Annotated in this window: 24 protein-coding genes and 1 riboswitch; of the genes, 16 read left to right on the plus strand and 8 right to left on the minus strand. The window is 49.4% G+C overall.

The genetic code is table 11. The annotated features are described in order from the left end of the window. Positions 1-26: 26 nt before the first annotated feature. On the minus strand, positions 27-224 hold the full coding sequence (locus tag VBY75_RS06675; protein ID WP_222236220.1) for a 4Fe-4S binding protein: 198 nt from the start codon (positions 222-224) through the stop codon (positions 27-29). Continuing rightward, positions 221-1,519 (minus strand): peptidase U32 family protein, encoded by a 1,299-nt coding sequence (locus tag VBY75_RS06680; RefSeq protein ID WP_416511678.1) that lies wholly within the window; start codon positions 1,517-1,519, stop codon positions 221-223. The genes VBY75_RS06675 and VBY75_RS06680 overlap by 4 nt, the downstream gene beginning before the upstream one ends. Positions 1,520-1,674: 155 nt before the next feature. After that, positions 1,675-1,814: riboswitch (molybdenum cofactor riboswitch) on the plus strand. Here VBY75_RS06680 and moaA point away from each other — a divergent pair. The 9 genes from moaA (at position 1,803) to modC (ending at position 7,595) form a co-directional block, all read left to right on the plus strand. Continuing rightward, complete coding sequence (gene moaA, locus VBY75_RS06685; RefSeq protein WP_199494007.1) at positions 1,803-2,780, plus strand: GTP 3',8-cyclase MoaA; 978 nt, start codon at positions 1,803-1,805, stop codon at positions 2,778-2,780. It overlaps the preceding riboswitch by 12 nt. A 1-nt stretch (position 2,781) precedes the next feature. After that, entirely contained in the window at positions 2,782-3,366 is a 585-nt protein-coding gene (mobA, locus tag VBY75_RS06690; protein ID WP_278357851.1) for a molybdenum cofactor guanylyltransferase, read from the plus strand. Beyond that, positions 3,356-3,862, plus strand: coding sequence for a molybdenum cofactor synthesis domain-containing protein (locus VBY75_RS06695; RefSeq protein WP_054488680.1), 507 nt, complete (start codon positions 3,356-3,358; stop codon positions 3,860-3,862). Before mobA ends, VBY75_RS06695 begins: the two co-directional genes overlap by 11 nt. 9 nt (positions 3,863-3,871) lie before the next feature. Continuing rightward, on the plus strand, positions 3,872-4,360 hold the full coding sequence (moaC, locus tag VBY75_RS06700; RefSeq protein ID WP_278356656.1) for a cyclic pyranopterin monophosphate synthase MoaC: 489 nt from the start codon (positions 3,872-3,874) through the stop codon (positions 4,358-4,360). After that, the gene (moaD, locus tag VBY75_RS06705) at positions 4,357-4,602 is read left to right on the plus strand and encodes a molybdopterin converting factor subunit 1 (protein WP_054488676.1); all 246 of its coding nucleotides are present in this window, start codon (positions 4,357-4,359) and stop codon (positions 4,600-4,602) included. The genes moaC and moaD overlap by 4 nt, the downstream gene beginning before the upstream one ends. Positions 4,603-4,611: 9 nt before the next feature. Next, positions 4,612-5,067 carry a molybdopterin synthase catalytic subunit MoaE gene (gene moaE, locus VBY75_RS06710; protein ID WP_222236228.1) on the plus strand — a complete coding sequence of 152 codons (456 nt, stop codon included), beginning with the start codon at positions 4,612-4,614 and terminating at the stop codon, positions 5,065-5,067. Beyond that, complete coding sequence (modA, locus tag VBY75_RS06715; RefSeq protein ID WP_416511682.1) at positions 5,067-5,825, plus strand: molybdate ABC transporter substrate-binding protein; 759 nt, start codon at positions 5,067-5,069, stop codon at positions 5,823-5,825. Before moaE ends, modA begins: the two co-directional genes overlap by 1 nt. Next, the gene (gene modB, locus VBY75_RS06720) at positions 5,818-6,501 is read left to right on the plus strand and encodes a molybdate ABC transporter permease subunit (protein WP_416511684.1); all 684 of its coding nucleotides are present in this window, start codon (positions 5,818-5,820) and stop codon (positions 6,499-6,501) included. The genes modA and modB overlap by 8 nt, the downstream gene beginning before the upstream one ends. Continuing rightward, entirely contained in the window at positions 6,495-7,595 is a 1,101-nt protein-coding gene (modC, locus tag VBY75_RS06725; RefSeq protein WP_416511686.1) for a molybdenum ABC transporter ATP-binding protein, read from the plus strand. The genes modB and modC overlap by 7 nt, the downstream gene beginning before the upstream one ends. On the opposite strand, the gene VBY75_RS06730 is transcribed toward modC, so the two are convergent. The 3 genes from VBY75_RS06730 to narL form a co-directional block, all read right to left on the minus strand. Then, the gene (locus VBY75_RS06730) at positions 7,585-9,183 is read right to left on the minus strand and encodes a thiamine pyrophosphate-dependent enzyme (RefSeq protein WP_416511688.1); all 1,599 of its coding nucleotides are present in this window, start codon (positions 9,181-9,183) and stop codon (positions 7,585-7,587) included. The genes modC and VBY75_RS06730 overlap by 11 nt on opposite strands. 65 nt (positions 9,184-9,248) lie before the next feature. Beyond that, the gene (gene glp, locus VBY75_RS06735; protein ID WP_278357853.1) at positions 9,249-10,478 is read right to left on the minus strand and encodes a gephyrin-like molybdotransferase Glp; all 1,230 of its coding nucleotides are present in this window, start codon (positions 10,476-10,478) and stop codon (positions 9,249-9,251) included. Positions 10,479-10,480: 2 nt separating this feature from the next. Then, positions 10,481-11,128, minus strand: a complete 648-nt coding sequence (gene narL, locus VBY75_RS06740; RefSeq protein WP_054488662.1) for a two-component system response regulator NarL — start codon at positions 11,126-11,128, stop codon at positions 10,481-10,483. 222 nt (positions 11,129-11,350) lie between these two features. Between narL and VBY75_RS06745 the strand changes: the two genes are divergently transcribed. Beyond that, complete coding sequence (locus VBY75_RS06745; RefSeq protein WP_416511691.1) at positions 11,351-12,682, plus strand: MFS transporter; 1,332 nt, start codon at positions 11,351-11,353, stop codon at positions 12,680-12,682. 9 nt (positions 12,683-12,691) lie between these two features. Here VBY75_RS06745 and VBY75_RS06750 read toward each other — a convergent pair whose 3' ends face one another. Next, positions 12,692-14,488 (minus strand): ATP-binding protein, encoded by a 1,797-nt coding sequence (locus VBY75_RS06750; RefSeq protein ID WP_416511693.1) that lies wholly within the window; start codon positions 14,486-14,488, stop codon positions 12,692-12,694. Between the two features lie 313 nt (positions 14,489-14,801). Here VBY75_RS06750 and VBY75_RS06755 point away from each other — a divergent pair, with 313 nt between their 5' ends. From VBY75_RS06755 to tmpT, 6 genes are all read left to right on the plus strand, one after another. Then, entirely contained in the window at positions 14,802-18,521 is a 3,720-nt protein-coding gene (locus VBY75_RS06755) for a nitrate reductase subunit alpha (protein ID WP_054488656.1), read from the plus strand. 20 nt (positions 18,522-18,541) lie between these two features. Further along, positions 18,542-20,077, plus strand: coding sequence for a nitrate reductase subunit beta (narH, locus tag VBY75_RS06760; protein WP_054488654.1), 1,536 nt, complete (start codon positions 18,542-18,544; stop codon positions 20,075-20,077). A gap of 5 nt (positions 20,078-20,082) precedes the next feature. Then, the gene (narJ, locus tag VBY75_RS06765; protein ID WP_273024031.1) at positions 20,083-20,811 is read left to right on the plus strand and encodes a nitrate reductase molybdenum cofactor assembly chaperone; all 729 of its coding nucleotides are present in this window, start codon (positions 20,083-20,085) and stop codon (positions 20,809-20,811) included. A gap of 10 nt (positions 20,812-20,821) precedes the next feature. Then, on the plus strand, positions 20,822-21,538 hold the full coding sequence (gene narI, locus VBY75_RS06770) for a respiratory nitrate reductase subunit gamma (protein ID WP_054488650.1): 717 nt from the start codon (positions 20,822-20,824) through the stop codon (positions 21,536-21,538). Between the two features lie 44 nt (positions 21,539-21,582). Next, positions 21,583-22,350 (plus strand): peptidylprolyl isomerase, encoded by a 768-nt coding sequence (locus VBY75_RS06775; RefSeq protein WP_054488647.1) that lies wholly within the window; start codon positions 21,583-21,585, stop codon positions 22,348-22,350. A gap of 64 nt (positions 22,351-22,414) precedes the next feature. Further along, positions 22,415-23,053 (plus strand): thiopurine S-methyltransferase, encoded by a 639-nt coding sequence (tmpT, locus tag VBY75_RS06780; protein ID WP_222236246.1) that lies wholly within the window; start codon positions 22,415-22,417, stop codon positions 23,051-23,053. Here the strand turns inward: tmpT and VBY75_RS06785 are convergent. Both VBY75_RS06785 and VBY75_RS06790 read right to left on the minus strand, forming a co-directional pair. Beyond that, positions 23,050-23,325, minus strand: a complete 276-nt coding sequence (locus tag VBY75_RS06785; protein WP_222236248.1) for a hypothetical protein — start codon at positions 23,323-23,325, stop codon at positions 23,050-23,052. The two genes, tmpT and VBY75_RS06785, sit on opposite strands and share 4 nt — an antisense overlap. A 74-nt stretch (positions 23,326-23,399) precedes the next feature. Then, the gene (locus VBY75_RS06790) at positions 23,400-25,640 is read right to left on the minus strand and encodes a nitric-oxide reductase large subunit (RefSeq protein WP_222236249.1); all 2,241 of its coding nucleotides are present in this window, start codon (positions 25,638-25,640) and stop codon (positions 23,400-23,402) included. Between the last annotated feature and the right edge of the window lie 223 nt (positions 25,641-25,863).

Consider the following 25,863-nt stretch of genomic DNA (forward strand, 5'->3'; position numbering starts at 1 on the left):
ATCTACCTCTAAAGAGAGGGGGGTATTTACCCCTTTGCTTGTAGAATATCGACCGCTTCAACCGGGCAGACGACATAGCAGTTAGGCGTATCGTAATAGCCTTCACACTCTACGCACTTATCCTGATTTATTTCGTAAATGCTGTCGCCCATCGAAATCGCTTCGGTTGGGCACTCGGGTTCACAAATATCGCAGTTAATGCAACCATCGTTAATAACAATCATGCTACTTTCCTCACTGCTGCTTCTTTTATGAGAAAACAATAGGGAATGTCCTGTTTGTCTATGGCGACAGGTGTTTGAATTTTGACCTGATAACCAGACCCCGGCGCGCGGATCATAGCTTCATCTTTAAGTGACTCCATACGTGCCAGCTGAAATGGATAGTTACCTTTCGGAGTCATCAGTAGCAAGTCATCGCCAATAGAGAAGCCATTTTTTACCGCGACCTCATAGACAGAGCTGCTGTTTGCCGCCCCAGTTAGCTGACCTACCAGAATATGTTCGCCTTCACTGTGTGAACGTTCGTAGTTTTGTAAGTCCTGTGGGGTGTGACGCTGCAGAAAGCCCGGGGTAAACCCGCGGTTTGCCATACCGTTTAACTCATTAAGAAGCTCGGTATTAAAAGGTTTGCCGGCAACAGCGTCATCAATTGCCCGACGATAGACCTGAGCTGTGCGGGCAATGTAGTAGTCTGATTTGGTGCGGCCTTCAATTTTTAGTGAGTGCACACCCATTTCTACTAAGTCATTGACATATTCCACGGCGCGCAGGTCTTTGGAGTTCATAATGTAGGAGCCGTGCTGATCTTCATCGAGCAACATTAAGTCTTGTGGACGCTTGGGGTCACCAAGCAATACCGGCTCGTACTGACCTACCGCGTTCTCTTTGGCTTCGTGAACTTCGTAGCCCCAGCGGCAGGCATTGGTGCAGGCGCCCTGATTTGGGTCGCGCTTGTTCATATAACCGGACAGCAGGCAGCGCCCGGAGTAGGCCATACACAAAGCGCCATGTACAAAAACTTCAATTTCAATGTCCGGCACCTGCTGGCGCATTTCTGCAATTTCTTTTAAGCCCAGCTCGCGCGACAAAATAACGCGTTCAATACCTTGTTGCTGCCAGAACTTCAGCGCTGCCCAGTTAATGGTGTTGGCCTGCACCGATAAGTGCAGGGGCTGCTCAGGGAAGTTTTCCTGCAGCAGCATCACCACTCCGGGGTCGGAAACAATTAAGGCATCCGGTTTCATGTCGACAATAGCGCGAATGTGTTCAACAAACTTTGCCAATTTCGCATTATGTGGAGCAATGTTGACTACCACATAAAAGCGCTTTCCCTGTTGGTGCGCTTCGTCAATGCATTCACCCAAGTTATCCAGAGTGAAGCTGTTATTGCGTACGCGCAGGCTGTAGCGAGGCTCTCCAGCGTAGACCGCATCGGCACCATAGGCAAAGGCCATACGCATGGCTTCCGGGCTACCGGCAGGGCAAAGCAATTCAGGGCGGAAATGAGCGGCTGACATAGAACACCTGTATGACCAACGTGGCGGCAAAGATTAGCAGAAATTTCACCGGCAAAACTTGATGTATATCAAGGCTTATAGCGCGCAAATACCCCCTAAGTGGTAGTTCACCCCTCCCTTCAAGGGAATTTCGCTCTATAGCTTGCTCTACTAAGCTGTGCACACTACGCCGAGCTACCGGCTCTAAGCTCTTTTATTAGGGTATGAACGGTATGCCGTGGCAATTCAGCCACCAGGGTGCTTTTGGAAACGAAAGTACCTCCCGAACTTGGAAAGGTGTGATATGCAACAATTACAAGATCGCTTCGCGCGGCGCTTTACCTATTTGCGCCTGTCACTGACCGAAAGTTGTAACTTTCGCTGTGACTATTGCCTTCCCGACGGCCCTGACTGCAGCTCCCGTAAGTATGAAATTACTTTGCCTGAAGTGCGCCGTCTGGTAACGGCTTTTGCTAAACTGGGCACCACCAAAATACGCTTAACCGGCGGTGAGCCTTGTCTGCGTAAAGACCTGACGGAAATTATTGCTACCTGTAAGTCGGTTCCCGGCATTGAGAAAGTGGCTATGACCACCAATGGCTACCGCATGAAGCGCGACTTGCCCGCCTGGCGTGACGCCGGTCTGGACGCAATTAATGTCAGTATCGACAGCCTGGATCCCAGTACTTTTCATCTGGTGACCGGGCAAAATAAACTTCCGGAAATTATTGAAGGTATCGACCAGGCGGTTGATATGGACTTTGCAACGGTCAAGGTCAATACCGTGCTGCTAAAGCAATACAATGGCGGTGAGCTGCCTGAGTTTCTCAAGTTTATTAAAGACCGCAATGTGGCGTTGCGATTCATTGAGCTAATGCGTACTACGGACAATACAGAATACTATCAACGCCATCATGTCAGTGGAGAAAGCATAAAACAGCAGCTTCAGTCCGAAGGCTGGTCGCTTACTTCAAGAGCGGACAACGCTGGCCCTGCGCAGGAGTTTACGCACCCTGACTACCAAGGGAAAATGGGGCTTATTATGCCTTACAGCAAAGACTTCTGTGACGACTGCAATAGGCTGCGGGTTTCCAGCCTGGGCCAGCTGTTCTTATGCCTGTTTACCGAACAGCATCAGGATATTCGCAAGTACTTACAAAGCGATGATCCGGAACCGCTAATGAACGCACTGCGTGACAATATTATGCTGAAAGAAGCGACTCACGGCTTGCACGAGGGTAACAGCGGAGCAACGCGCCATCTGGCGATGATTGGAGGCTAACATGGTCGGCTCTAACGTAAGCTCTTCTTTCAGTAGCATACTGCTGGCTGGCGGGCGTTCTTCCCGTATGGGTAAGGACAAGGCTTTACTGCGTTTTGGTTCTGAGAACCTACTGGATTATATGCAGGCAAAGTTATCTGAGCTTGGCTGCCACGATATTATTGTCAGCCGCAATCAGCCAGGGTTTGTATCGGACACTATCCCGGACCAGGGGCCTCTATCAGGCTTGCATGCCTGTCTGCCGCATTGCCAATTTACTAAAGTATTGGTAGTACCGGTAGACATGCCGGCATTGACGGCTGAAACTTTGTTACCGCTGCTCAATAACCAGGCTTCAGCGAGTTACTATCAGGATTGTGCTCTACCTTGCGTGTTGACCAACAGCAAGGAGCTTCAGACAGATATTGAACAGCAATTGTCGGGCCCCAATGGTCGGCGATCAGTTTTTGCACTGCTGCAACGATTTAACGCGCAAGCCTTATCCTGCCAGAACGAATCACAACTGGTGAATACCAATACCCCGGAACAATGGTCGCAACTCTGTCAAATTCACGGCCAGACTCAGGAGTGGATGCATGAAAGCTAATAAATCCTTTAAGCCATTAAACATTGCTGTGGTGACTTTTTCAGATAAACGCACCCGGGCGGACGACAGCACCGGCGACCTGCTGCAGAAGCTCATGGAAAACGACGGCCACAAGGTCGTGGAACGCGAAGTACTCAGTCACGACAAATACCAGATTAGAGCATTGGTCAGTCAGTGGATAGCGCGTGAAGATATTCAAGTTGTGGTGACCAATGGCGGCACCGGTTTCGCGCTGGATAACGTCACTCAGGACGCACTAATGCCGCTACTGGACAGTCATATTGATGGCTTTGGTGAGTTATTCAGGCAACTGTCTTTTGCTGATATCGGTACCTCCAGCGTTCAGTCACGGGCGTTTGCCGGATTAGCAAACCGTACCTTAGTTGCAGCAGTACCAGGCTCCGGCGGCGCTGCACAGCTGGCCTGGGACAGCTTGCTGGGCCCACAGTTGGATTCACGTCAGGGCCCCTGTAATTTCGTCGGCCATCTGTCATAAGGAAAACACATGAGTGAATTAACCCATCTGAATCAGCACGGCGAAGCCCATATGGTGGATGTTGCTGATAAAGCCACCACTACGCGCATAGCAGTGGCACAAAGCAGGCTACGTAGCCGCACAGACGTGATTGAGCTGCTGGAAGCCGCCGCGGCTAAAAAGGGCGATGTCCTGGCCACAGCACGCATTGCCGGCATTATGTCTGCCAAAAAATGCAGCGAGCTGATTCCTCTTTGCCACCCGTTAGCCCTAACCAAAGTCACTATCGACTTCGAACTTGACCATGAAAAAGGCGAAGTTCGCATTCAGAGTCTCTGCAAGGTAACCGGTAGTACAGGCGTGGAAATGGAAGCTTTGACGGCGGCATCGGTCGCGGCCTTAACGGTGTACGACATGTGCAAAGCGGTTGATCCGGCCATGGTCATAACCGACACCTGTCTGCTTGAGAAAGAAGGTGGCAAAAGAGGTCACTGGACACGAGGAGGTACGCCGTTGTGATCACCGTAAAATTTTTTGCTGTATTGCGAGAGCGGTTAGGGTTAGCAGAAACGCAGGTGGATGCTGACGTCAGTACAGTACAAGAGCTGGTTCAGGTATTAAAACAACAGTCTGAGCGCTACGCTAAAGAGCTGGATCGCTATCAGTTGCTGTGTGCGGTTAATCAAAACTTATTGCCGCTAACAACGGAAGTTAAAGACGGTGATGAAGTGGCGCTGTTCCCGCCGGTTACCGGTGGTTAGGAGTTACTCATGAGTATCAGCGTTCGGGTTCAGCAAGAAGACTTTGATTTAGCCACAGAATATCAACGCCTCGCACAGAATAAGCAGTGCGGTGCGGTGGTGACTTTTACGGGTTTGGTGCGGGACTCGGTTGAGGGTGGTTTACGCGGTCTCGAGCTTGAGCATTACCCGGGAATGACTGAAAAGGCACTAGCCTCTATCGTTGAAGAGGCTCAGAAACGCTGGGACCTGCATGGCGTGACGGTTATCCATCGGGTAGGTTATCTGGCGCTGAATGAACAAATTGTTATGGTGGCCGTTGCCAGTGGCCATCGGCAGGCAGCTTTCTCGGCTGCCAGCTTTATTATGGATTACTTAAAAACACAGGCGCCTTTCTGGAAGAAAGAACATACAGAAAAAGGCGAGCATTGGGTAGAAGCAAAGCAAAGTGATCAGCAAGCGGCAGAGCAGTGGAGTCAGCAGTAGTGAAGCTTTGGAGTTTGTTGTTACTGCTTTTTTCATCGTCGGTATGGGCTACAGACTTAACCATAGCGGCAGCATCCAGCTACCGGTCTTTGTTGACCGAGCTGGCAGATGAGTTTGAGCAGCGCGAGAATGTTTCTGTACGCTTGGTTTTCGGCTCCTCCGGCAAGCTGGCTACTCAAATTCAGCACGGTGCGCCGTACGACCTCTATTTTTCGGCCGACGTTAGCTACCTTCAGCATCTGCAAACATCGGGCTATTTAAGCGGAAAAATCATCACCGATGGCTATGGGCAACTGGTGTTGTGGAGCGCGAAAGCGGGCTTACTGCCTGAGTCGATTGAACAGCTGAGCGAGATGAAATCCGTTACTCTGGCGATTGCCCAGCCGCGCCATGCTCCTTTTGGCAAGGCGGCTATGCGCGTTTTAGAGAACCACCAGCTTGCTGATGCAGTTGAGGGGCAGTTGGTTTACGCAGAAAATGTCGCTCAGACAGCCCAAATGGCCTTGTCAGGGGCAGCCGATATGGCCTTTGTTGCGCTCTCGGTACTGCCGGTCGATGCTCGCGACGACAATCAGTTGCTAGTATTGCCTCTGAGTGATGAGCGCTTATTGAAGCAGTCACATGCGGTGTTAAGGCGCGCTGATGATTTGAACTTAGCAATACAGTTCAGTCAGTTTACACAGAGAGAGGAGTTTAACCCTCTTAAATGCAAGCATGGGTTAATGCCGGGTAACAGAGCGGGGGCCAGCAATGAGTAGCACAGACTGGCAAGCGGTAGTACTGACATTGCAGTTAGGCGCTTACAGTACGCTTATTCTGTTACTGCTGGCGACGCCTATTGCCTGGTGGCTGGCGAATCAGCGCAGCTGGCTGGCAGCTCCGGTTCAGGCCATTGTGGCCTTGCCGTTGGTGTTACCGCCAACAGTACTCGGTTTTTACCTACTCATTTGGCTAGGTCCTAACGGTTTTATTGGATCTACGCTGGAGTCCTGGGGGCTGAACCATCTGGCGTTTAGTTTCGAAGGTATTCTCATCGGCTCGGTTATTTATTCCTTACCCTTTGCGGTGCAGCCACTGGTGGAGTCTTTTCGGCAATTGGGTAAAGAGCAACTGGATGTTGCAGCAACTCTGGGTGCCGGCTGGTGGCGTCGGTTCTGGACCATTGTATTGCCCTCTTGTCAGGGCGGGTTCCTCATTGCGGCAACTCTGAGCTTTGCCCATACCTTAGGCGAGTTTGGTGTCATTTTAATGCTTGGTGGCAGTATACCGGGAGAAACCCAGGTTTTGTCGGTACTTATTTACGACCATGCCGAAGCCATGAACTACGGCGCGGCTGAGCGGTTGTCGCTGGGTCTGTTGTTATTTGCCTTTACCGTGCTGGTCTCAGTTTATGCCTGGCAGAGGCGCGCTCAGCGTGGAGGGCGGTTATGTTAACGGTCAATATAGAACAACAACAGGGCGACTTCTGTCTGCAGTTGGCGCACAGTTTTGCCGATGACCGTGTGACCGCCATTTTTGGCCCGTCGGGCTGCGGTAAAAGTACTTTATTACGAGCTATCGCCGGATTAACTCCGGGCCTGAAAGGCAGTGTCCGCTGGCGGGATGCACTCTGGCATTCGCGCAAACCGCGCATGAAAACGGAGCAACGTGGACTGGCACTGGTATTTCAACAGGCTCACTTGTTTGCCACTATGTCGGTCGAAAATAATCTAAGATACGGCATGCCGAAAAACATCAATGACAGTGAATTGGCTATCGGCTTTGCTGAGGTCGTTGATATGTTGTCGCTTAGAGAGCTGCTGCAGCGTAAGCCGGGCCAGCTTTCCGGAGGGCAGCAGCAGCGCGTAGCCATAGGTCGTGCATTGTTGTCACAGCCGCAGTTATTATTGCTCGATGAGCCCATGAATGGCCTGGATGCAACCGCGAAAAAGCAAATTCTTACCGATTTACGACGAATACAGAATCGCTTCCGATTACCTATGTTGCTGGTGTCGCATCATGTTGAGGAAGTGGTGCAGCTGGCCGATGACGTAGTAATCATGGCGAATGGTAAGCTGGTTTCCAGCGGTACTTTGCAGACCCAGGTCGATTCTCTGGCCGGCCACAGCGAAGGGCCGCTGTCGGTGTTATCGGTAACGCCACCGAGCCAACCGGCCGGGCGTGTTAATGCCACCGATGAACTGCTTGCATGGCAACTGGCGGAGCAGCGACTCTGGCTACCGGTCAATGCCGCTGTCGATGTGACAGGTGTGGGCGAGGCAAGAATACGCCCGGCGGGGCGGTTACTTGTCTGGGCGAGAGACGTCAGTATTGCGACAGAATATTTACCTAATACTTCACTGACGAACCAGGTAGTCGCGCGTATTATCGACTTTGAACCTGCTAAGCATGTTGCTGAGACTGTTGTTGTTTTAACCGTTGGCGACCAGATACTCCGGGCATTGGTAACCAATGCCTCGGTTAAACGTCTGAACTTAAAGCTTCAACAACAGGTTTATGCGTCATTTAAAGCAGCCGCTATGCATTAAGAAAGCGATAAGCAAAGCGGTTCAACCTTTCAGTTCGGGTATTGGCTGCCAGCTCAACCTCAATAAAAGACACTTTCTTTGTCTGCATTAACGCCTGCTGAACGGCGTCTTCAAGTTGTGCACTTTGGCTGACGCGATAATATTCACAGTTCATGCTCTGGCTTAACTGCTGATAGTCCCAGCCATTGAGATTGGTGCATTCAAGTTGAGGTGCAAAAGCCTGGATCATGTCCCAGCAACGGTTATTAAAGAGCACAATAATTGGGGCATAATCATGTCGTTGAAAATGTCCAAGCTCCAGTCCGGTCATCAGGAAAGCGCCATCGCCTACCAACACCATGGGCCGCATGCCCGTAGCGGCCTGAATACCATAGGCTGCGGGTATGGAGTAGCCCATCGAGGCATAGTAGGCGGGGGCCAGACAAAGACTGGGTTCGGCCTGTAACGAGGCAAACAGGCAATCGCCGACATCGGTCACAAAAGGAACCACCTGCTCACTGCGTGCCAGTTGCTGATGAATGGTGCGCATCACGTTGTCGGCATTAAAGGTATCATCAGGTATAGAGCAACTGCCGGTCGCGGCTATAGAGTAGTGGTAGTCTGGGAGGTTACCTTGCTCTAACTTGCGGAATAGCTTATCCAGCTGCACATGGTGGTAAGCACTTTTTTCTATCTGACAGTGGTTCTGCTGAATATCCACCAGCTTCTCATTATTAAAGAGTGGATTATGGGCGGCAAAGTTACTGTCTGTGCGGATAACCCCCACCGCCAGAATTAAGTCGGTCTGCTCCAGTAACTGGTAGGCCCGGGTATCAGCATCATCAAGAAATACGCCGGCAAAGTTAGGGTGTGTGTGATCAACCACAGCCCGGCCAAGAAAGGTAGTGATAATGGGAATGCCAGCTTTCTTGCTGAAACTTTCCAGCTCAGCAGAGGCGTTAAAGCGGCGCACATCGATACCTGCCAGAATTATGGGGTTTTTTGCTTTTTCCAGACGTTTTTTTAGCTGTGAGGTCAGGCTGGACAGCTCTGTATCTGGCATTTCCGGTACGGCTAAGGCCTTAGGTGGTTCAACGGGGTAATCGTAAGCATCCCGCGCAACTTCAATTAATACCGGGCGAGAATACTTACGGCAGGCAGCTAGCGCTTTTTGCAGTTGTTCGGTAGCCGTTAGCGGTGAATTTATTCGTACCTGACAGCAGGTGACTTGTTCATAAATAAGGCGCTGCGAGTCAACCTGCTTGGCCTGGTGATGAATGCTTAACCCACGATCAATTTCTTTTTGCGCCGGAAATCCTGCAACGATAATGAGCGGAACGTGCTCTTCATAGGCTTGAGCAACGGAATTCACTGCATTGAGTGCACCAGCGCCATAGGTGAGAAACACCGCCGATGGGCGGTTACAAATACGGGCCGCAGCATCTGCGCAGAAGGTAATAGCGGGCTCATGGCTCAGGTAATGAAAAGGCATGCGCTGGCGACTTTGAATGTCTGCCAGTAGCGGCAGAATAAAGTCGCCCGGAATGCCGAACAGTTCGTTTATGCCAAGTTCTTCAAATTGTTCTAATAGTACGTCTGTAAATTTCATGGACACCCTCCCGGAAGGAACAGTGTCCATGTTTTGCGTCAGGCTGAATTGATTTTGGTCAACATTTACCGCAACAGTGAAGAAAAAGGCAGAATGGTGACTTCTTCGCCCGCACTCACAGGGCCGCGGTCCTGCTCTAGTCGGATAAAGCAGTTGGCACGTTTCAGTGTGCTTAACACGGCGGAGCTTTGCGAACCGGCACTGCTGACTTTAAGCTGACCATTGTTGTCCTGCTCAAACCAGCCACGCTGAAAGTCGGCCCGGCCCGGTCGCTTTTTCAAATATTCCGCCGCCGTTGCCTGATAAGATTCACTACTGATGTGTTTTTCACCGGAGAGATGCTTCAACACCGGCTGTGTCAGTTGATCCATGGTCACGGCTGCTGCAACCGGGTTGCCGGGTAAACCAAAGAACCAGGTGTCTTTAAGTTTGCCAAAGGCAAAAGGTTTACCGGGCTTCATAGCGACCTTCCAGAATGAAACCGAGCCCAATTGTTCTAAAGCGGTTTTGGTAAAATCGGCGTCACCGACGGAGACACCCCCACTGGTTATCACTGCGTCGCAATTTTGTGTTGCGTCTTGTAATGCCTGACTTATAGCTTCTAAGTCATCATTCAGCCGGCCAAGGTTCACAGCCTCGACGCCCATTTTCTCCAGCATAGCCAATAACAGATAACGGTTGCTGTCAAAAATTTGCCCGCTTTTTAGTTTTCCGCCGGGGGCTACTAATTCATCACCGGTTGAGAACACCGCAATTTTCGGTTTACGGTAAACGGCCACTTCCTCAATACCCAGCGATGCCAGCAAGCCAATATCAACAGGGCTTAAGCGTGTACTCGTTGCTATCACTTCTTCACCCAAAGCAATATCGCTGCCCCGGCGGCGAATATTATCGCTTTCAGCGACATCCTGTAGCACGGTAATTTCACTTTTATCCTGATTAGCTTCCGTATTTTCCTGAATGATAACGGCGTCTACTGAATCAGGTATGGGGGCGCCGGTCATAATACGAACGCACCCGTTCTCTGGGATAGAATCGTTATAAGGGTGCCCCGCAGCGGCAACTCCGACAACTTTCAAGCGAGAACCTTTCTTCGCTTCACTACTGCGGACAGCGTATCCGTCCATGGCCGAATTATCATAACCGGGAACATCCAACGTTGAATTTACCGGCCGGTTGAGGATACGCCCCAGCGCTTCCGATAATTCAACCGTCTCTTTGTCAGTTATGGTTGAAACGGTATTGAGCATGTTCTCTAGTGCCTGCTCAACAGGCATTAGTGACGGGTTACTCATACTTATTCACCTTGTTGATTAACCATCCAGACTGCGGCCTCAACACGAGAGCGCAAGCCCAGCTTTTTCAGTAAGTGTTTAACATGCACCTTAACGGTGCCATCGGATATATCCAGCTCGCGGGCAATGACTTTGTTACTCATGCCTTTAGCAATTAAGCTTAAAATTTCATGCTCGCGGTTGGTTAAAGTGCTCAATTGCGAGGTGGCTGACTGAGTTGGCTGGCGCAAAGCCGTAGCCAGTATTTCGGTGATGGCTTCGCTTAACACCATTTTTCCGGTCACTGCGCGGTGAATTTGTTCTAACAGAAGCTCGGGTTCCATATCTTTTAGCAAGTAACCGTCAGCGCCATTAGTAATAGCTGCCACCACGTCGTCGTCGGCGTCACTAACCGTGAGCATGATAATGCGCGATGTCACCCCGGAATCCCGAAGCTTTTTCAGAGTTTCTATGCCATCCATACCATGCATGTTGAGATCCAGAACAATCAGATCAGGATCGTGTTCAGCAGCTAACTCCAGTGCGTCCGGGCCGTTACTGGCTTCGGCGACAACAGTCATGTCGTCTTCCATGGCAATCAGCTGTTTTAGTCCTTTTCGCAGTAGTGGATGATCGTCCACTAACATAATGCTGGCTGCTTCGGTTGTCATAGTCTTCTCCCTTGTGTACTTAACTCAGTTAGTTTGACATAGCTGGTGTTTAAATACACCGCACATAGCCAGAACTTACACTTTTGAATAACGTTTTTACCCATAATTAGGTAAAGCATTACCCCATAATAACCCTAAAAGTAACTCTTGATGTGAGTTGTATCTAACCGGCCTTAGTAGCAAAGTCTTTAGTCATAAAATAAAACGAATAATTGCGACGATATGAATAAAGCTTCGGCGACAAATACACTCAGCGACGTGCAGGGAAACCTTGGTTCTCATGCCGTTTTGCGCTGGCTGACGCTCAGTGTATTGTTACTTGGCGTTACCTTTTGGGCAAGCTGGAGTGTTATTGTCGTTCTGTTGGCAAAATCCAATGCCAATTTAACCTCCAGCCAGCTTATGTCATTAGTCGCTATAGCTGGCGCCAGTGGCGCTTTGTCACGACTATTAGGTACTTTGGTTGTTAACCAGCTAGGGCGCTGGATGCCAGCTGTTATTGCAACCATTATGTTGCTGGTCAGTATTGACAGTTTTGTACAGTTTTCAGCAACTCACATTACTTATCCTGTGCTCGCATTATTAGCTGCGCTATCGGGTATTGGTTGCACGATGTTTGCGCCGGCATTTGATCTAACCCGCCAGTTTAAGGGCTCCTTGAGTTTGCCTTTGTCTATGAGTGTGGTTATTGGAATGACCATATTCTCTTTATTTCTGGCACAGCTGGCGGTACCGCTACTGGCAACCTGGCAGCCTGACGGAATGGAATCTTCTTTAGTACTGCAACGCAGTAGCGGGAACTTTTTCGCGCGTGTTGATGCCGGTGAGCCTATTCTGTTAAACAGTTTCAGTTGTGTCTGGGCTGTTTTATTTACCTTTACCGCTATTGTGAGTGTTGGTGCTGCATTATTTGCTCCGAAAAAGCAGTCGTTGCCTAAGGTAACCATACGAAAGCTCCTTACCCAAAACGGTCATGTCTGGTACTGCAGTATTCTCTATAACATGACGTTTGGCAGTTTTATTGGTTTTGCCATGGCGTTGCCATTGTTGCTTGAGTTTGTATTTGGTTACAGCACGTTAATTTTGGTCTGGATGGGTCCTTTTGTGGCTTTACTGGCCCGTCCTTTTGGCCGTTGGTTGGCCGGAATTTTTGGTGGTGCTCTGGTAACACAAATCAGTTTATTGTTAATGATGGTTTTTGGTGCGGTAGCCGGGCGTTATATGTATTTTGCCCAGCACGGTCCAACAGAGATTTACTTTGAACCCTTTTTTATCAGTATGCTGGGTCTAATTTTTACCAGTGCCTTAGGGAACGGGTCGGTAGTGGTGACTATGAGAAAGGTGTTTCCAGGAACTTACACTCATAGGGTATTAATTTGGGCGGGTACCATCGCAATGTTGGGGGCGGTCTATTTGCCACTGCGCTTTGCCTGGGCGCTAAAATCTCAAAGCATCGATACCGTTTACATCGATTTTATTGTGTTCTACGTGATTGGTTTACTGCTGAACGGTTTTATCTACTTGCGCCGGCACGGCCAGTTCTATAACCCCTAGGCAGACCGGTTATTGCAACAGGTAGTCCGGGGTAAAGGAAAAGAGCACTTCTGTGCCTCCTGCAGCAAGCCGCGACATATTAATTTCACCACCTAAGTTACGGCTGCGCTCCTGCATAATGGCCAGTCCATAATGGTTAACCTTCTCTGCATTTTCCGGTAAACCGACACCGTCATCAGTAATTCTGAGTTCGACATCCTGCCCGCCGGGTTGCGAAAGGCTGATGTGAACCTGAGTTCCCTGGCTGTGGTTGACCGCGTTTTGGCTGGCTTCACGAATAATCTGCAGCAAATGAATTTCTTCATGCGGAGCCAGCGGTATGTTATTCAGACGGTAGTCCAGATTAATGGCCATGTCGCTTTGCTCAGTTAATTGCTTAACCGTAGTTTGCAGTGCGTTATAAAGGCCGGAACCGTCTACTTTCAGGCGGAAGGTAGTCAGTAGTTCACGCAGTTGACGATAGGCTGAATTTAAACCTTCACGAAGTTCGCTACTGACATCGTCAATAGTTGCGCGGTCGTTCTTTTCAATGCCTTTGTGCAAACGTGTCACCTGTATTTTGAGGTAGGACAGCGCTTGTGCCAGAGAGTCATGCAATTCACGGGCAATAACGGTACGCTCGTGCATCAGAGCCAGCCTGCGTACTTGTTCTTCTTCGGATTTGAGGCTTTGTGATAAGGCCAGTTGATCGGCGGTTGAACTCATCAGTTGTTGCTGCCAGGTAGCCAGCGGCTGGTTTTGCTCGCAACGTACAATGAGCACACCGTAATCTTGATCTTCTCTTTTTAAAACAAAACGATAAACAAGTTTGTCCTGCATAACCGATGCGCCTGGTCCCGCCTTAATACAGGTAGCACAATCGCCGGCATCACAAGGGTCATGTGAATTCGGGCGAGGTTGTAACTGTAGGAATGGGCGGCTGCCTTCCTCGGTTAAAAGGCAAAGTTCTATGTCTTCCACTTCGCCAACTTCATAGAGCTTTTCTACAACTTGCTGATAATTGTTGTAGTCGTAGCTGTGAACAATAATGGAGCGGGCGGTATCGTACAGAAAGGATAAAACTTTGTTCTTACGCGACAGTTCCTGGGTTTGTTGTTCCACCCGGCGCTCAAGACCGCCGTAAAAATAACTGACGGTTTCTGACATTTTATTCATGGTGCGTGAAAGCTGACCAATTTCATCTTCGTTATTGAGCTTAGATTTAGCGGTGAAGTCGCCTTGGCCTAACCGCTTAGAGACCGACAGTAAATGCATGAGCGGCTGATCAATTTTGCGTTTTAGCACGGTCAGCAGGAAGAAAAAGATAGCGACAATGACAAAGGATGCCAGGGCCAGAGCGCTGCGGACCGTCTCCATGCGCTGTTCTGAATGTTCCTGCAGTTGGCCTACCAGAGTATCCAGTTGGTTAACGTAGTTATCGATGGCTTCATTTTGCTCTTGAGAGAAACTGACGAAGCCCTGTTCGGCAATACCCGTTTGAACACGCTCCCACTCTGTCCGGGCTTCCTCGGCCAACTGTTGAATGCTGCCACCAGCCTTAACGAAATGGCGATTAAGCAGAGGCTTTTCCCACAAGGTTCCAATGTCCTGAGCTGTTTGATTTGCCTGCTGGGTTTCACCGTTAGATAACTGAAACGCAAACTTATAGGCTTTCATGCGGTGCGAGCCGGCTACGTTGATAAGCTCAGCATCTTGTTCGGACTTCTCTAAAAGCCAAAATGCCGATAAAGAGGAGGCGCTGGCCACGATCACGATAAGCGCAAGCGAAATTCTAAAAACGTTAATAATAGATGCGTTGCGTATCATTCCGGGCCACATTCAGAGTAAAAATTCAGCTACATGATATAGCATTTCCAAAGGGGGAGACAACAACCGATAACTTTGGGCTACCTCTTTTTTACCACCTTTAGGGCTAATTAATAATCACTCTCAATTAGAACGAGAAAACTTCTTAAAAATCAGTCTATGCAAGCTAAACTCATGTACCACCTTAGTGGTAGTTTTTAATGTATATCAATGAGTTAGCTAATTTTTTGAACTGGCAAGTCGACTCAGGATCACGCACACTTCTCCCACATATCTATTTAGTTACTGTTAGACGTGGACTGGGAGTCTAATTATGAGTCGTCTGCTTGAAAAACTGCGTTTCTTTAAAACGCAAAAGCAACCATTTTCGGATGGACATGGTGTTACTACCGATGAAGACAGAACGTGGGAAAAAGGGTATCGCCAGCGCTGGCAGCACGATAAAGTCGTGCGTTCAACGCACGGTGTGAACTGTACCGGTTCCTGCAGCTGGAAAATTTACGTTAAAGATGGACTGGTTACCTGGGAAACCCAGCAGACCGATTACCCTCGGACACGTCCTGATTTACCAAACCATGAACCGCGTGGCTGCCCAAGGGGCGCCAGCTATTCCTGGTATATCTACAGCGCTAACCGCCTGAAGTACCCTAAAGTACGCCAGCAGTTAATGACGCTGTGGCGCGAAGCCAAGGAACAGCATAAAGACCCGGTGAAAGCCTGGGAATCAATTGTGACTGATCCTAAAAAAGCGAAAAGCTATAAAGAAGCGCGCGGTATGGGCGGCTTTATCCGTGCAGACTGGAAAGAAGTAAACGAAATTATCGCAGCTTCCAACGTTTACACCGCGAAGGAATATGGGCCAGACCGTATTAGTGGTTTTTCACCCATTCCGGCAATGTCGATGGTTTCCTATGCTGCCGGCGCACGTTATTTGTCATTAATTGGCGCAAACTGCCTGAGCTTCTACGACTGGTACTGTGACTTGCCGCCGTCATCACCACAGGTATGGGGTGAACAAACAGACGTGCCGGAGTCAGCTGACTGGTATAACTCCAACTACATCATTGCCTGGGGGTCTAACGTACCGCAAACGCGTACACCAGACGCTCACTTCTTTACCGAGGTGCGTTACAAAGGAACGAAAACCTGCGTTATTACTCCGGATTACTCCGAAGCCTCTAAGTTTGGTGATACCTGGTTAGCGCCACGTCAGGGTACTGACTCGGCTCTGGCTATGGCATTTGGCCACGTTATTCTGAAAGAATTCTACGTCAACAAACAAAGCCAGTACTTCCACGACTATGTCACTCGTTACACCGACATGCCAATGCTGGTTATGCTGGAGCCAGGTGAAAAAGTACTGAACCAGGGCCGCTTCTTACGCGCTGCCGATTTGGTGGACAATCTGGGTGAAGAGAATAATCCAGACTGGAAAACCATTGCAATTAATGAAAAAAATAACAGCCTGACCAGCCCGAACGGCTCTATTGGTTATCGCTGGGGACAATCCGGTAAGTGGAACCTGGAACAGAAAGATAAAGATGGCGATGTCGAGCTGCAACTGTCGCTTAAAGACAACAACGACGAAATTGTTGAGGTAGGCTTCCCTTACTTTGGTAGTGCTCCACACGAATACGAGTACTTCCAGCACACTGAGCACGACGAAATTCAGATTCGCAAAGTTCCGGCTAAGAAAGTCGAATTAGCGAACGGCGAAACGGCTTATGTGGCCACCGTTTTTGACTTAATGCTTGCGCAGTATGGCGTCGACAACGGCGTTAACGATGAAAACCGTGCTAAAGACTACAACGACGATGTGCCTTACACGCCTGCATGGCAGGAACACATTACCGGCGTAAAACCTGCGGATGTGATTCGTGTTGCAACTGAGTTTGGTCGTAATGCCGATAAGACCAAAGGTCGTTCCATGATCATCGTTGGCGCTGGTGTTAACCACTGGTACCACATGGACATGAGTTATCGCGGCATGATCAACATGCTGATGATGTGTGGCTGTATTGGTCAGTCCGGTGGTGGCTGGGCCCACTACGTTGGGCAGGAAAAACTGCGTCCGCAGACTGGCTGGACTCCTTTAGCCTTTGGTCTGGACTGGCAGCGTCCGCCACGTCATATGAATGGTACTTCGTTCTTCTACAACCATTCCGACCAGTGGCGCTACGAAAAGCTGGATATGAGCGAAATTGTCTCGCCGTTGGCAAACAAAGATAAATGGCAGAGTACGATTTTGGATTACAACACCCGTGCTGAGCGTATGGGCTGGTTACCGTCCGCACCGCAGCTGGGTCAGAACCCATTGCGCGTTGTTGAAGCTGCTAAAGCTGCCGGTAAGGATGTTAAAGAGTATTTGGTTGAGCAGCTAAAAAGCGGTGATATTCGCTTTGCCTGTGAGCAGCCGGATGACCCTAAAAACTTCCCACGCAATATGTTCATCTGGCGTTCGAACCTGCTGGGTTCCTCAGGTAAAGGTCACGAATACATGCTGAAGCACCTGTTGGGTACTAAGCATGGCCTGCTAGGTAAAGACCTGGGCGACTTTGGCGGTAAAAAACCAGAAGACGTGGAATGGGTTGATGAGGCGCCGGAAGGAAAAATTGACCTGCTGACCACACTGGATTTCCGTATGTCGACAACTTGTCTGTATTCAGACATCGTTTTGCCGACCGCTACCTGGTATGAAAAAGATGATATGAATACCTCGGATATGCATCCGTTTATTCACCCGTTAACCGCAGCCGTCGACCCGGTTTGGGAAGCGCGCAGTGACTGGGATATCTTCAAAGGTATAGCGAAAGAGTTCTCCCGTGCAAGTGAAGGGCACCTGGGTGTTGAACAAGACGTGGTTACCGTACCACTACAGCACGACTCCCCCGGAGAGCTGGCGCAGCCATACGGTGGTAAAGCCTGGTGGAAAGGCGAGTGTGAAGCTATTCCGGGCAAGACTATGCCGAACATTACCGTGGTTGAGCGTGACTACCCGAATACCTACAACCGCTTCACTTCGCTTGGTCCATTAATGGATGAGCTGGGTAACGGCGGTAAGGGTATCAACTGGGATACCAAGGAAGAGGTTGAATTCCTCGGTAAGTTAAACCGCAAGCACGTTGAAGAAGGCATTAACAAAGGACGTCCTAAGATTGAGTCAGCCATAGATGCCTGTGAGGTTATTTTGTCACTGGCACCAGAAACTAACGGTCATGTTGCCGTTAAAGCCTGGGCTGCGCTGGGTAAACTGACGGGTCGCGAGCATACCCATTTGGCGAAGCCGAAAGAGGAAGAGAAAATCCGCTTCCGCGATATCGTTGCGCAACCGCGTAAGATCATTTCTTCGCCAACCTGGTCAGGTCTGGAAGATGAGCACGTGTCTTACAACGCAGGTTACACCAACGTTCATGAGCTGATTCCATGGCGCACCATTACCGGTCGTCAGCAGTTCTATCAGGACCATGAATGGATGCGTGACTTTGGCGAAACCTTATGTGCCTACAAGCCGCCGATTAACCTGAAAACCGTTGCGCCGGTACTGAACAAACGTCAGAACGGTAACAAAGAGATCGTACTGAACTGGATCACACCGCACCAGAAGTGGGGTATCCATAGTACCTACTCCGACAACCTGTTAATGCAGACCCTGTCGCGTGGCGGACCTATTGTTTGGCTTAGCGAAGTTGACGCAAAAGCGGCCGGCATTGAAGACAACGACTGGCTGGACATTTTCAACGTCAACGGTGCGATTTGTGCGCGTGCGGTGGTGTCACAGCGAGTACCGGAAGGTATGAGCATGATGTATCACGCTCAGGAACGTATTTTGAACATGCCGGGCTCTGAGTTAACCGGTACCCGTGGTGGTATCCATAACTCAGTAACGCGTGTGGTTATGAAGCCGACTCATATGATCGGCGGCTACGCACAACAAGCCTATGGCTTTAACTATTACGGGACAGTTGGCTGTAACCGCGATGAATTCGTGGTGGTCCGCAAGATGGACAAAGTCGACTTCCTGGACACTGAATAATTCGGAGTGGGGACAACACGATGAAAGTAAGAGCTCAAATTGGCATGGTGCTGAATTTGGACAAGTGTATCGGCTGTCATACTTGCTCCATCACCTGCAAAAACGTATGGACCTCGCGTGAAGGGGTTGAATATGCCTGGTTTAACAACGTAGAAACCAAGCCAGGCATTGGTTTCCCGAAAGAATGGGAAAACCAGGACAAATGGAACGGCGGTTGGTCGCGCAATAAAAAGGGCAACCTGGAACTAAAAATTGGTAGTAAGCGCCGCGTGCTTGCCAATATTTTTGGTAACCCGGATTTGCCTGAAATTGACGACTACTACGAGCCGTTCGACTTTGATTACCAGCACTTGCATACGGCGAAGCCGAGCAAGCACCAACCAACTGCGCGTCCACGCTCACTGATTACCGGTAAGCGGATGCAGAAAGTTGAGTGGGGTCCGAACTGGGAAGAAATTCTGGGTACGGAATTCGAAAAACGTAAGAAAGACAAGAACTTCGACGACGTGGTGCAAAAAGACATGTACGGTCAGTTTGAAAAGACCTTCATGATGTATTTGCCACGCTTGTGTGAACACTGTCTGAACCCGGCCTGTGTGGCGGCTTGCCCTTCCGGCGCAATTTATAAGCGTGAAGAAGACGGCATTGTTCTGATTGACCAGGACAAATGTCGCGGCTGGCGTATGTGTGTATCGGGTTGCCCGTACAAGAAAATTTACTACAACTGGAAGACCGGTAAATCTGAAAAATGTACGTTCTGCTATCCGCGCATTGAAGCCGGTCAGCCAACCACATGTTCAGAAACTTGTGTGGGTCGTATCCGTTACTTAGGTGTGTTGCTTTATGATGCGGACCGCATTGAAGAAGCGGCAAATACACCAAACGAGCAGGATCTGTACGAAGAACAGTTAGGTATCTTCCTTGACCCACATGACCCTGAAGTTCAGGAAGCGGCGCGTAAAGAAGGCATTGCTGAAAACTGGATCACGGCTGCACAGCGCTCACCGGTTTACATGATGGCAATGCAGTGGAAAGTAGCACTGCCGCTGCACCCTGAGTACCGTACGCTGCCAATGGTTTGGTATGTGCCACCGCTGTCGCCAATTCAAAGCGCGGTCGAAGCAGGCCACGTGGGTATGGACGGTGAAATTCCGGATCTTAAATCGCTGCGTATTCCGCTGCGTTATCTGGCTAACCTACTGACTGCCGGTGACGAGAAACCCATTGTTCGCGCACTGGAGCGAATGATAGCCATGCGCTCGTACAAGCGTTCAGAGCATGTTGACGGCGTTGAAGACTTAGCGGTTCTGGAGCAGGTTGGCCTGACCAAGAATCAGGTAGAGGAAATGTACCGTTACATGGCGTTGGCGGATTATGAAGACCGCTTCGTTATTCCGACCAGCCATCGCGCTTATGCTGAAAACGCATACGACGTTAAAGGCGGCTGTGGCTTTACCTTTGGTAATGGCTGTAGCGACGGAAACAACGGTGTGAATCTGTTCGGCGCTAAGAAAGAGTCGGTTCGTCAAGTCATTCCTGTGACCATGAAGGAGTAATCAGCATGCAGGTATTACAAGTTATTTCGTTATTGCTGGATTACCCCAAACCCGAGCTTGTAGAAGCTCGGGCGGAGTTAGAGCAAATGATTCAGCAGTCGTCTTTAAGTGCTGACGATAAAGCAGCGCTGGAGGCCTTTATTGAGCACCGCACCAACATGTCGTTGATGGACTGGCAGTCGGAGTACGACGGGCTGTTTGAGCGTGGCCGTGCTTTGTCACTACTGTTGTTCGAGCACGTACATGGAGAGTCGCGTGACCGTGGCCAGGCGATGGTTGATTTAATGAACCAATATAAAACTGCTGGTCTTGATTTAGGTGTGAAAGAACTGCCGGATTACATTCCGCTGTATCTGGAATTCTTGTCCACCCAGGGCGATGAAAATGCCCGCCTGGGCTTAGAAGAAGTTGCGCATATTCTGGCACTGCTTACAGCAAGGCTTGAACAACGCGGCAGTAACTACTCACTTTTATTCCAGACACTGTTGAGTATCTCTGGTGTACAGATTGACCTTGACGATGTGCGTCAGCAAATTGCTAATGAGAAGCGCGATGACACCAGCAAAGAACTGGACAAAGTGTGGGAAGAAGAAGCGGTGACCTTTGCCGGCAATGACCAAATGCAGGGTTGTCCAACGGCGCAGAACCGGCCTTCGGAAGGTCAGCGTCGGGATCAGTACGTGCCATTGAACACCGACGATTTATCACAGCCGCGTAAAGTGTCGGGTATTTAAGGAGATTACCATGAGCTATCTAAATATGTTGGCCTTCGGCGTATACCCTTTTATTGCCTTGGCTGTCTTTTTCATCGGAGCCTGGATCCGTTATGACCGTGAGCCATACACCTGGAAAACGGCGTCCAGTCAGATGCTGGAAAGTAAGCAACTGCGCAAAGGTAGTTTGCCGTTTCACGTTGGTATTCTGGGGATCTTCTTTGGTCACCTGGTGGGATTGCTAATGCCAAAGCCTGTTTGGCACATACTGGGTGTGAGTAATGAGGCGAAACAGTGGCTGGCAATTATTGCCGGCGGTATCTTCGGCTTAATTTGTTTATATGGGTTGGCTATTCTCATTAACCGCCGCATGAACAACGTTCGTGTGCGGGCTACCAGCACCAGAATGGACATACTATTGCTGTGGCTATTGTTAGCACAATTAGTTTTAGGGTTAATTTCAATTTATTACTCGGTAAACCATGTGGTGCATGGTGCAGAAGGGGAGAAGGCGGGCGTTATGCTGATGCTGATGACCTGGGCACAGAACATTGTGACGCTTGACCCGGTAGAGGCAGTAGCGGCTATCAGCAACCCTCAAATTGAGTGGGTATTTAAACTGCATGTATTCCTCGGAATGACCATTTTCTTAGTCTTTCCATTTACCCGACTCGTGCATATGTTCAGCGCGCCTGTTCAGTATCTTACTCGTCAGCACCAGGTTGTCCGTAAAAAATTCGCTCGCTAGTTGTAGAGTTATCGAGAGGGGCACCCCTCTCAGGGAAGGTTGTTATGATACAAGTGAATCAAGTGGAAATTGCGGAAAAGGAGATACTGGCTGAAATGCAGTATCACCCCGCTGACACGCAGGAAGAAGCCATGAGTATGGCAGCGGAAGCACTGGTAATCGGTGAGCTGTTCAAACAAAGGGCAAAAGATTTAGGCATTGAGGTACTGGATGACACCGCGCAGGGCGGCGAAGATGACTTCATTGAAATTCTGATTGAACGTGAAGTAGCTCGCCCGAAAGCGGACGAGCAAGCTTGCAAACAGTACTTTGAGCAAAACCCGGAACGCTTTAAAACGTCGCCGATTGTTGAGGCTCGCCATATTTTGTTAGCGGCAGCGCCGGATGATGATCTTGAGCGGGTGAATGCAAAGCGTATGTCGGAGCAGCTTATTCAGCAGTTGCAGGAAGGCGACGACTTTAGTCAGCTTGCACGCCAGTATTCCTCGTGTCCGTCAAAGGAGACCGACGGGAACCTGGGACAGTTGAGTAAGGGGCAAACCGTTCCTGAGTTTGAACGTCAGTTGTTCACCGCTGAAGAAGGGCTAATGAAATACCCGGTAGAAACTCGTTATGGGTTTCATGTGGTGTCTGTTGACCATAAAATTGATGGTAAGCCGTTACCGTACGAGGCGGTTAAAGACAAAATTGCGGAATATCTGGAAGAGAAAGTGCACCGTAAAGCGGTTTCTCAATACATACAGGCATTGGCGAATGAAGCTGATATCAAAGGGTTCGATTTTGTTGATACCGGTTCACCGTTACTGCAGTAACTCGTCCTATTTCTGCTAGGATAGGCACCCAAAGGGGTGCCTTTTTTATTTTTGGAGTCAAGTTATGGAATCTGCCTTCTGGCATGAGCGTTGGGAAAATCAGCAAATTGGTTTTCATCAGCCGCACACACATGAGCTATTGCTGAAGTACTTTTCTGGTGTGGTAAAGCCCGGAGCAAAAGTGTTTGTGCCTTTGTGTGGTAAATCAAATGACATGTTGTGGCTGCTGGAAAAAGGCTACCGTGTTTTTGGGGTAGAGCTGAGTGAGCTGGCAGCCAGGCAGTTTTTCGAAGAGAACCAATTAAAGCCCAAAATAACCCAGCGTGGTGACTTTAAAGAGTATGCTCTGGATGAGCTGGTTATATGGGTTGGCGATTTCTTTAAGCTGGTTAAAAGTGACCTGGCCGATATTGATGCCTGGTACGATCGCGCCGCCATGATTGCGCTACCACCTGAAATGCGTCAACGCTACGTTCAACAGCTATGCGAGCAATTACCCGAGCAGGCAAAAGGTTTACTGATTACGTTGCAGTACCCGAATGGGTACCGTGAAGGGCCGCCGTTTTCGGTATTGGAAGGAGAAGTCGAAGTGGGTTATGGTCAGCGTTTTAGCATTGATCAACTGGAGTCAGCTGAAACCACGGTTAACGGGAAAGAAGCGGACGACAACCCGGTTACCGAGCAAGTGTATAAGCTGGATTAGCTCATTAATTTATTGCGCCGTAGAATCTTTTCAGTGCGGCGTGCCAATTTTTCCATAAAAACCAGGTCCGCTAACGTTGGTTCTGCCAACTCATTATCCAGGTCGGCCTGCCATTGGCTGACCTCAGCATCCAGCATTTCCATCATTTTCTTAGAACAGCCACGACAAATACCCTGGCACATATCCGCTTCTTTTAAGCCAAAAGGAATGTGTTCGCGAATAACATCCAGCAGCTGATACATCGCGGTTTTGGTATCGGGTTTGCGGCTCATATATCCTCCGATTAACTCGTCCAAAAAGAAAAACCAGGCTTCCACAAAGTTGTAGAAGCCTGGTTTATTAAGGGTTAAGCAGATTTATGCTTTAAGCCTTTTACAACTTGCCAGCTGATGCCTAGTGCACCGACGATGAAGACCATATCGCCGACGGTACGGAACCAACGTAGGTTCTGAAGCAGAGGCTGTTGCATGAAGGCTTCACTACGTGCGTACCATAAACCTTCAGTCGCAGCGGCGTAGAACTGAATGAAACCGACTGGCAGCAAGCTGGTGAAGAGCATTAGCACTAAGCCAATGTTCATTGTCCAGAAGGCCATTTTCATCAGTTTCTCGTCGAACTGCAGGTTCGGACGAATGTAGCGCAGTATCAGCAATACAAAGCCCAGTGCCAGGAATCCGTACACACCGAATAGTGCTGCGTGTGCGTGAGTAGGCGTAGTGTTCAGACCTTGTACATAGTACAGCGAGATAGGCGGGTTGATCATGAAGCCTAATACGCCGGCGCCTAACATATTCCAGAACGCAACGGCAACGAAGCACAGTAGTGGCCATTTAAGGCGTTGCATCCAGTCAGCACGTTTTTGCAGGCTGTAGTTTTCCCAGGCTTCATAGCCCAGCACAATTAGCGGTACCACTTCTAACGCTGAGAAAGTAGCGCCCACGGCCATAACCGGTGTGGTTGTGCCTGAGAAGTACAAGTGGTGGAAGGTACCCGGGACACCGCCCAGCATAAACAATGACGCTGAGGCCAGTGCTGCAACGGTTGCCATACGGCGGGAAACCAAACCCATGCTGTGGAAAATGAACGCCAGTGAGGCAGTGGCAAATACTTCGAAGAAGCCTTCTACCCACAGGTGAACAATCCACCAGCGCCAGTATTCCATGATAGAAATGTGAGTACGCTCGCCGTAGAAGAAGCCGGCACCGTAGAACAGGCCAATGGCAACGACTGAGGCGGTGAAGAGTGCCAGTAAGTTCTTGTCGCCTTTCTCTTTGAAGGCACCAACAACACAGCGCATCATCAGTACTAACCAGAAGACGATACCCAGGAACTTACCAATTTGCCATAAGCGACCTAAATCGACGTACTCATAGCCCTGGTGACCTAACCAGAAGTTCAGGTGTTCAGGCATGATTTGCGCAATGGCTAACCAGTTACCGATAAAGGTACCCGCGACAACCAGGACCAGTGCCCAGAACAGGATGTCGACACCCAGTTTCTGATACTTAGGATCTTTACCACCGTTAATAATCGGGGCAAGGAAGAGTCCTGCAGACAAGAACCCGGTCGCTATCCAGAACATGGCGGCCTGAATATGCCAGGTACGAGTTAGTGAGTAGGGGAACCACTCTGAAATATTAATACCGTAGAACTCTTGCCCTTCTACTGTGTAGTGCGCGGTTAGACCACCCATTAACACCTGGAAAGTGAACAGAGCAACAACGATAAACAAATATTTGCCCAAAGCTTTTTGCGATGGAGTCAGCTTAACCTTAGCAATAGGATCATGCTCTGGCGCAACCAGTTCCTCTTCTTCTTTGTCGCGTAAGAATGCCCACGCCCAAATTAAGAAACCAATACCGGCGATCAATAGGATAACACTGACAATGGACCAGATAATGTTTTCTGCGCTAGGCACGTTATCTATCAAGGTTTCATGTGGCCAGTTGTTGGTATAGGTGATGTCTGCACCTGGACGTTCAGTAGCAGCTGCCCATGCGGTCCAGAAGAAAAAGTCGTTCATTACTGCACGACGCTCAGCTGAAGGCAGAGTGTTTTCCTTCATTGCATAGCTTACGCGAGTAGGGCGAAGCTCCGGGTCATCGCTGAACAGTTTTGAGTAGTACTCACCCGTTTGCTCAATAGCCTGAATGCGTCGCTCACTAAGAGTAACGGTGTCTGAGGCTTTATCGTAGGTGTTGGTGCGATACTCTTCCTTAAGTTCGTACTCAAGTTGGTTCTGTTGTACACCAGTAAGCTGTTCATAAGGCTTATCGAAGACTTCGTGGGCACGAATGTCTAACCAGGCCAGCAACTCACGGTGTAGCCAGTCAGCTGTCCAGTCCGGAGCCTGGTAAGCACCATGTCCCCAAATTGAGCCAAGCTGCATGCCGCCAACCGACTGCCAGGCTGTCTGCCCGTCTAAAACCGATTCCTCGGTTGCAACGACGTTACCATTGGTACTCATGAACTTATCCGGAATAGGCGGAGCCTCCCGGTAAACTTCCGTTCCAAAATACCCTAAAACGCCAAAGGTAATTGCAAGAACTGCAATTAATGTCCACCAAAGCTTACGATACCCGGCCATTATTGACCTCCTTGATGCTGAACAGCTTCATGTTGTTACTCCATAGGTTTATGAACAGAGAATTTTGATTAATTCACTATGCGTTTACCTAATTGCAATATTGAGGCCACTTTTTAAAGTGTTGATTATTATAGTTTTTATTTTAAATAGGGTTTTTATGACTGAGTTTTATTAGGTTGTTTTAACTGGCGTGGTTAAAAGTACCCTAAAGGTCATTTCTACC

Source organism: Idiomarina sp. HB (assembly GCF_048059115.1).
Taxonomy (GTDB): domain Bacteria; phylum Pseudomonadota; class Gammaproteobacteria; order Enterobacterales; family Alteromonadaceae; genus Idiomarina; species Idiomarina abyssalis.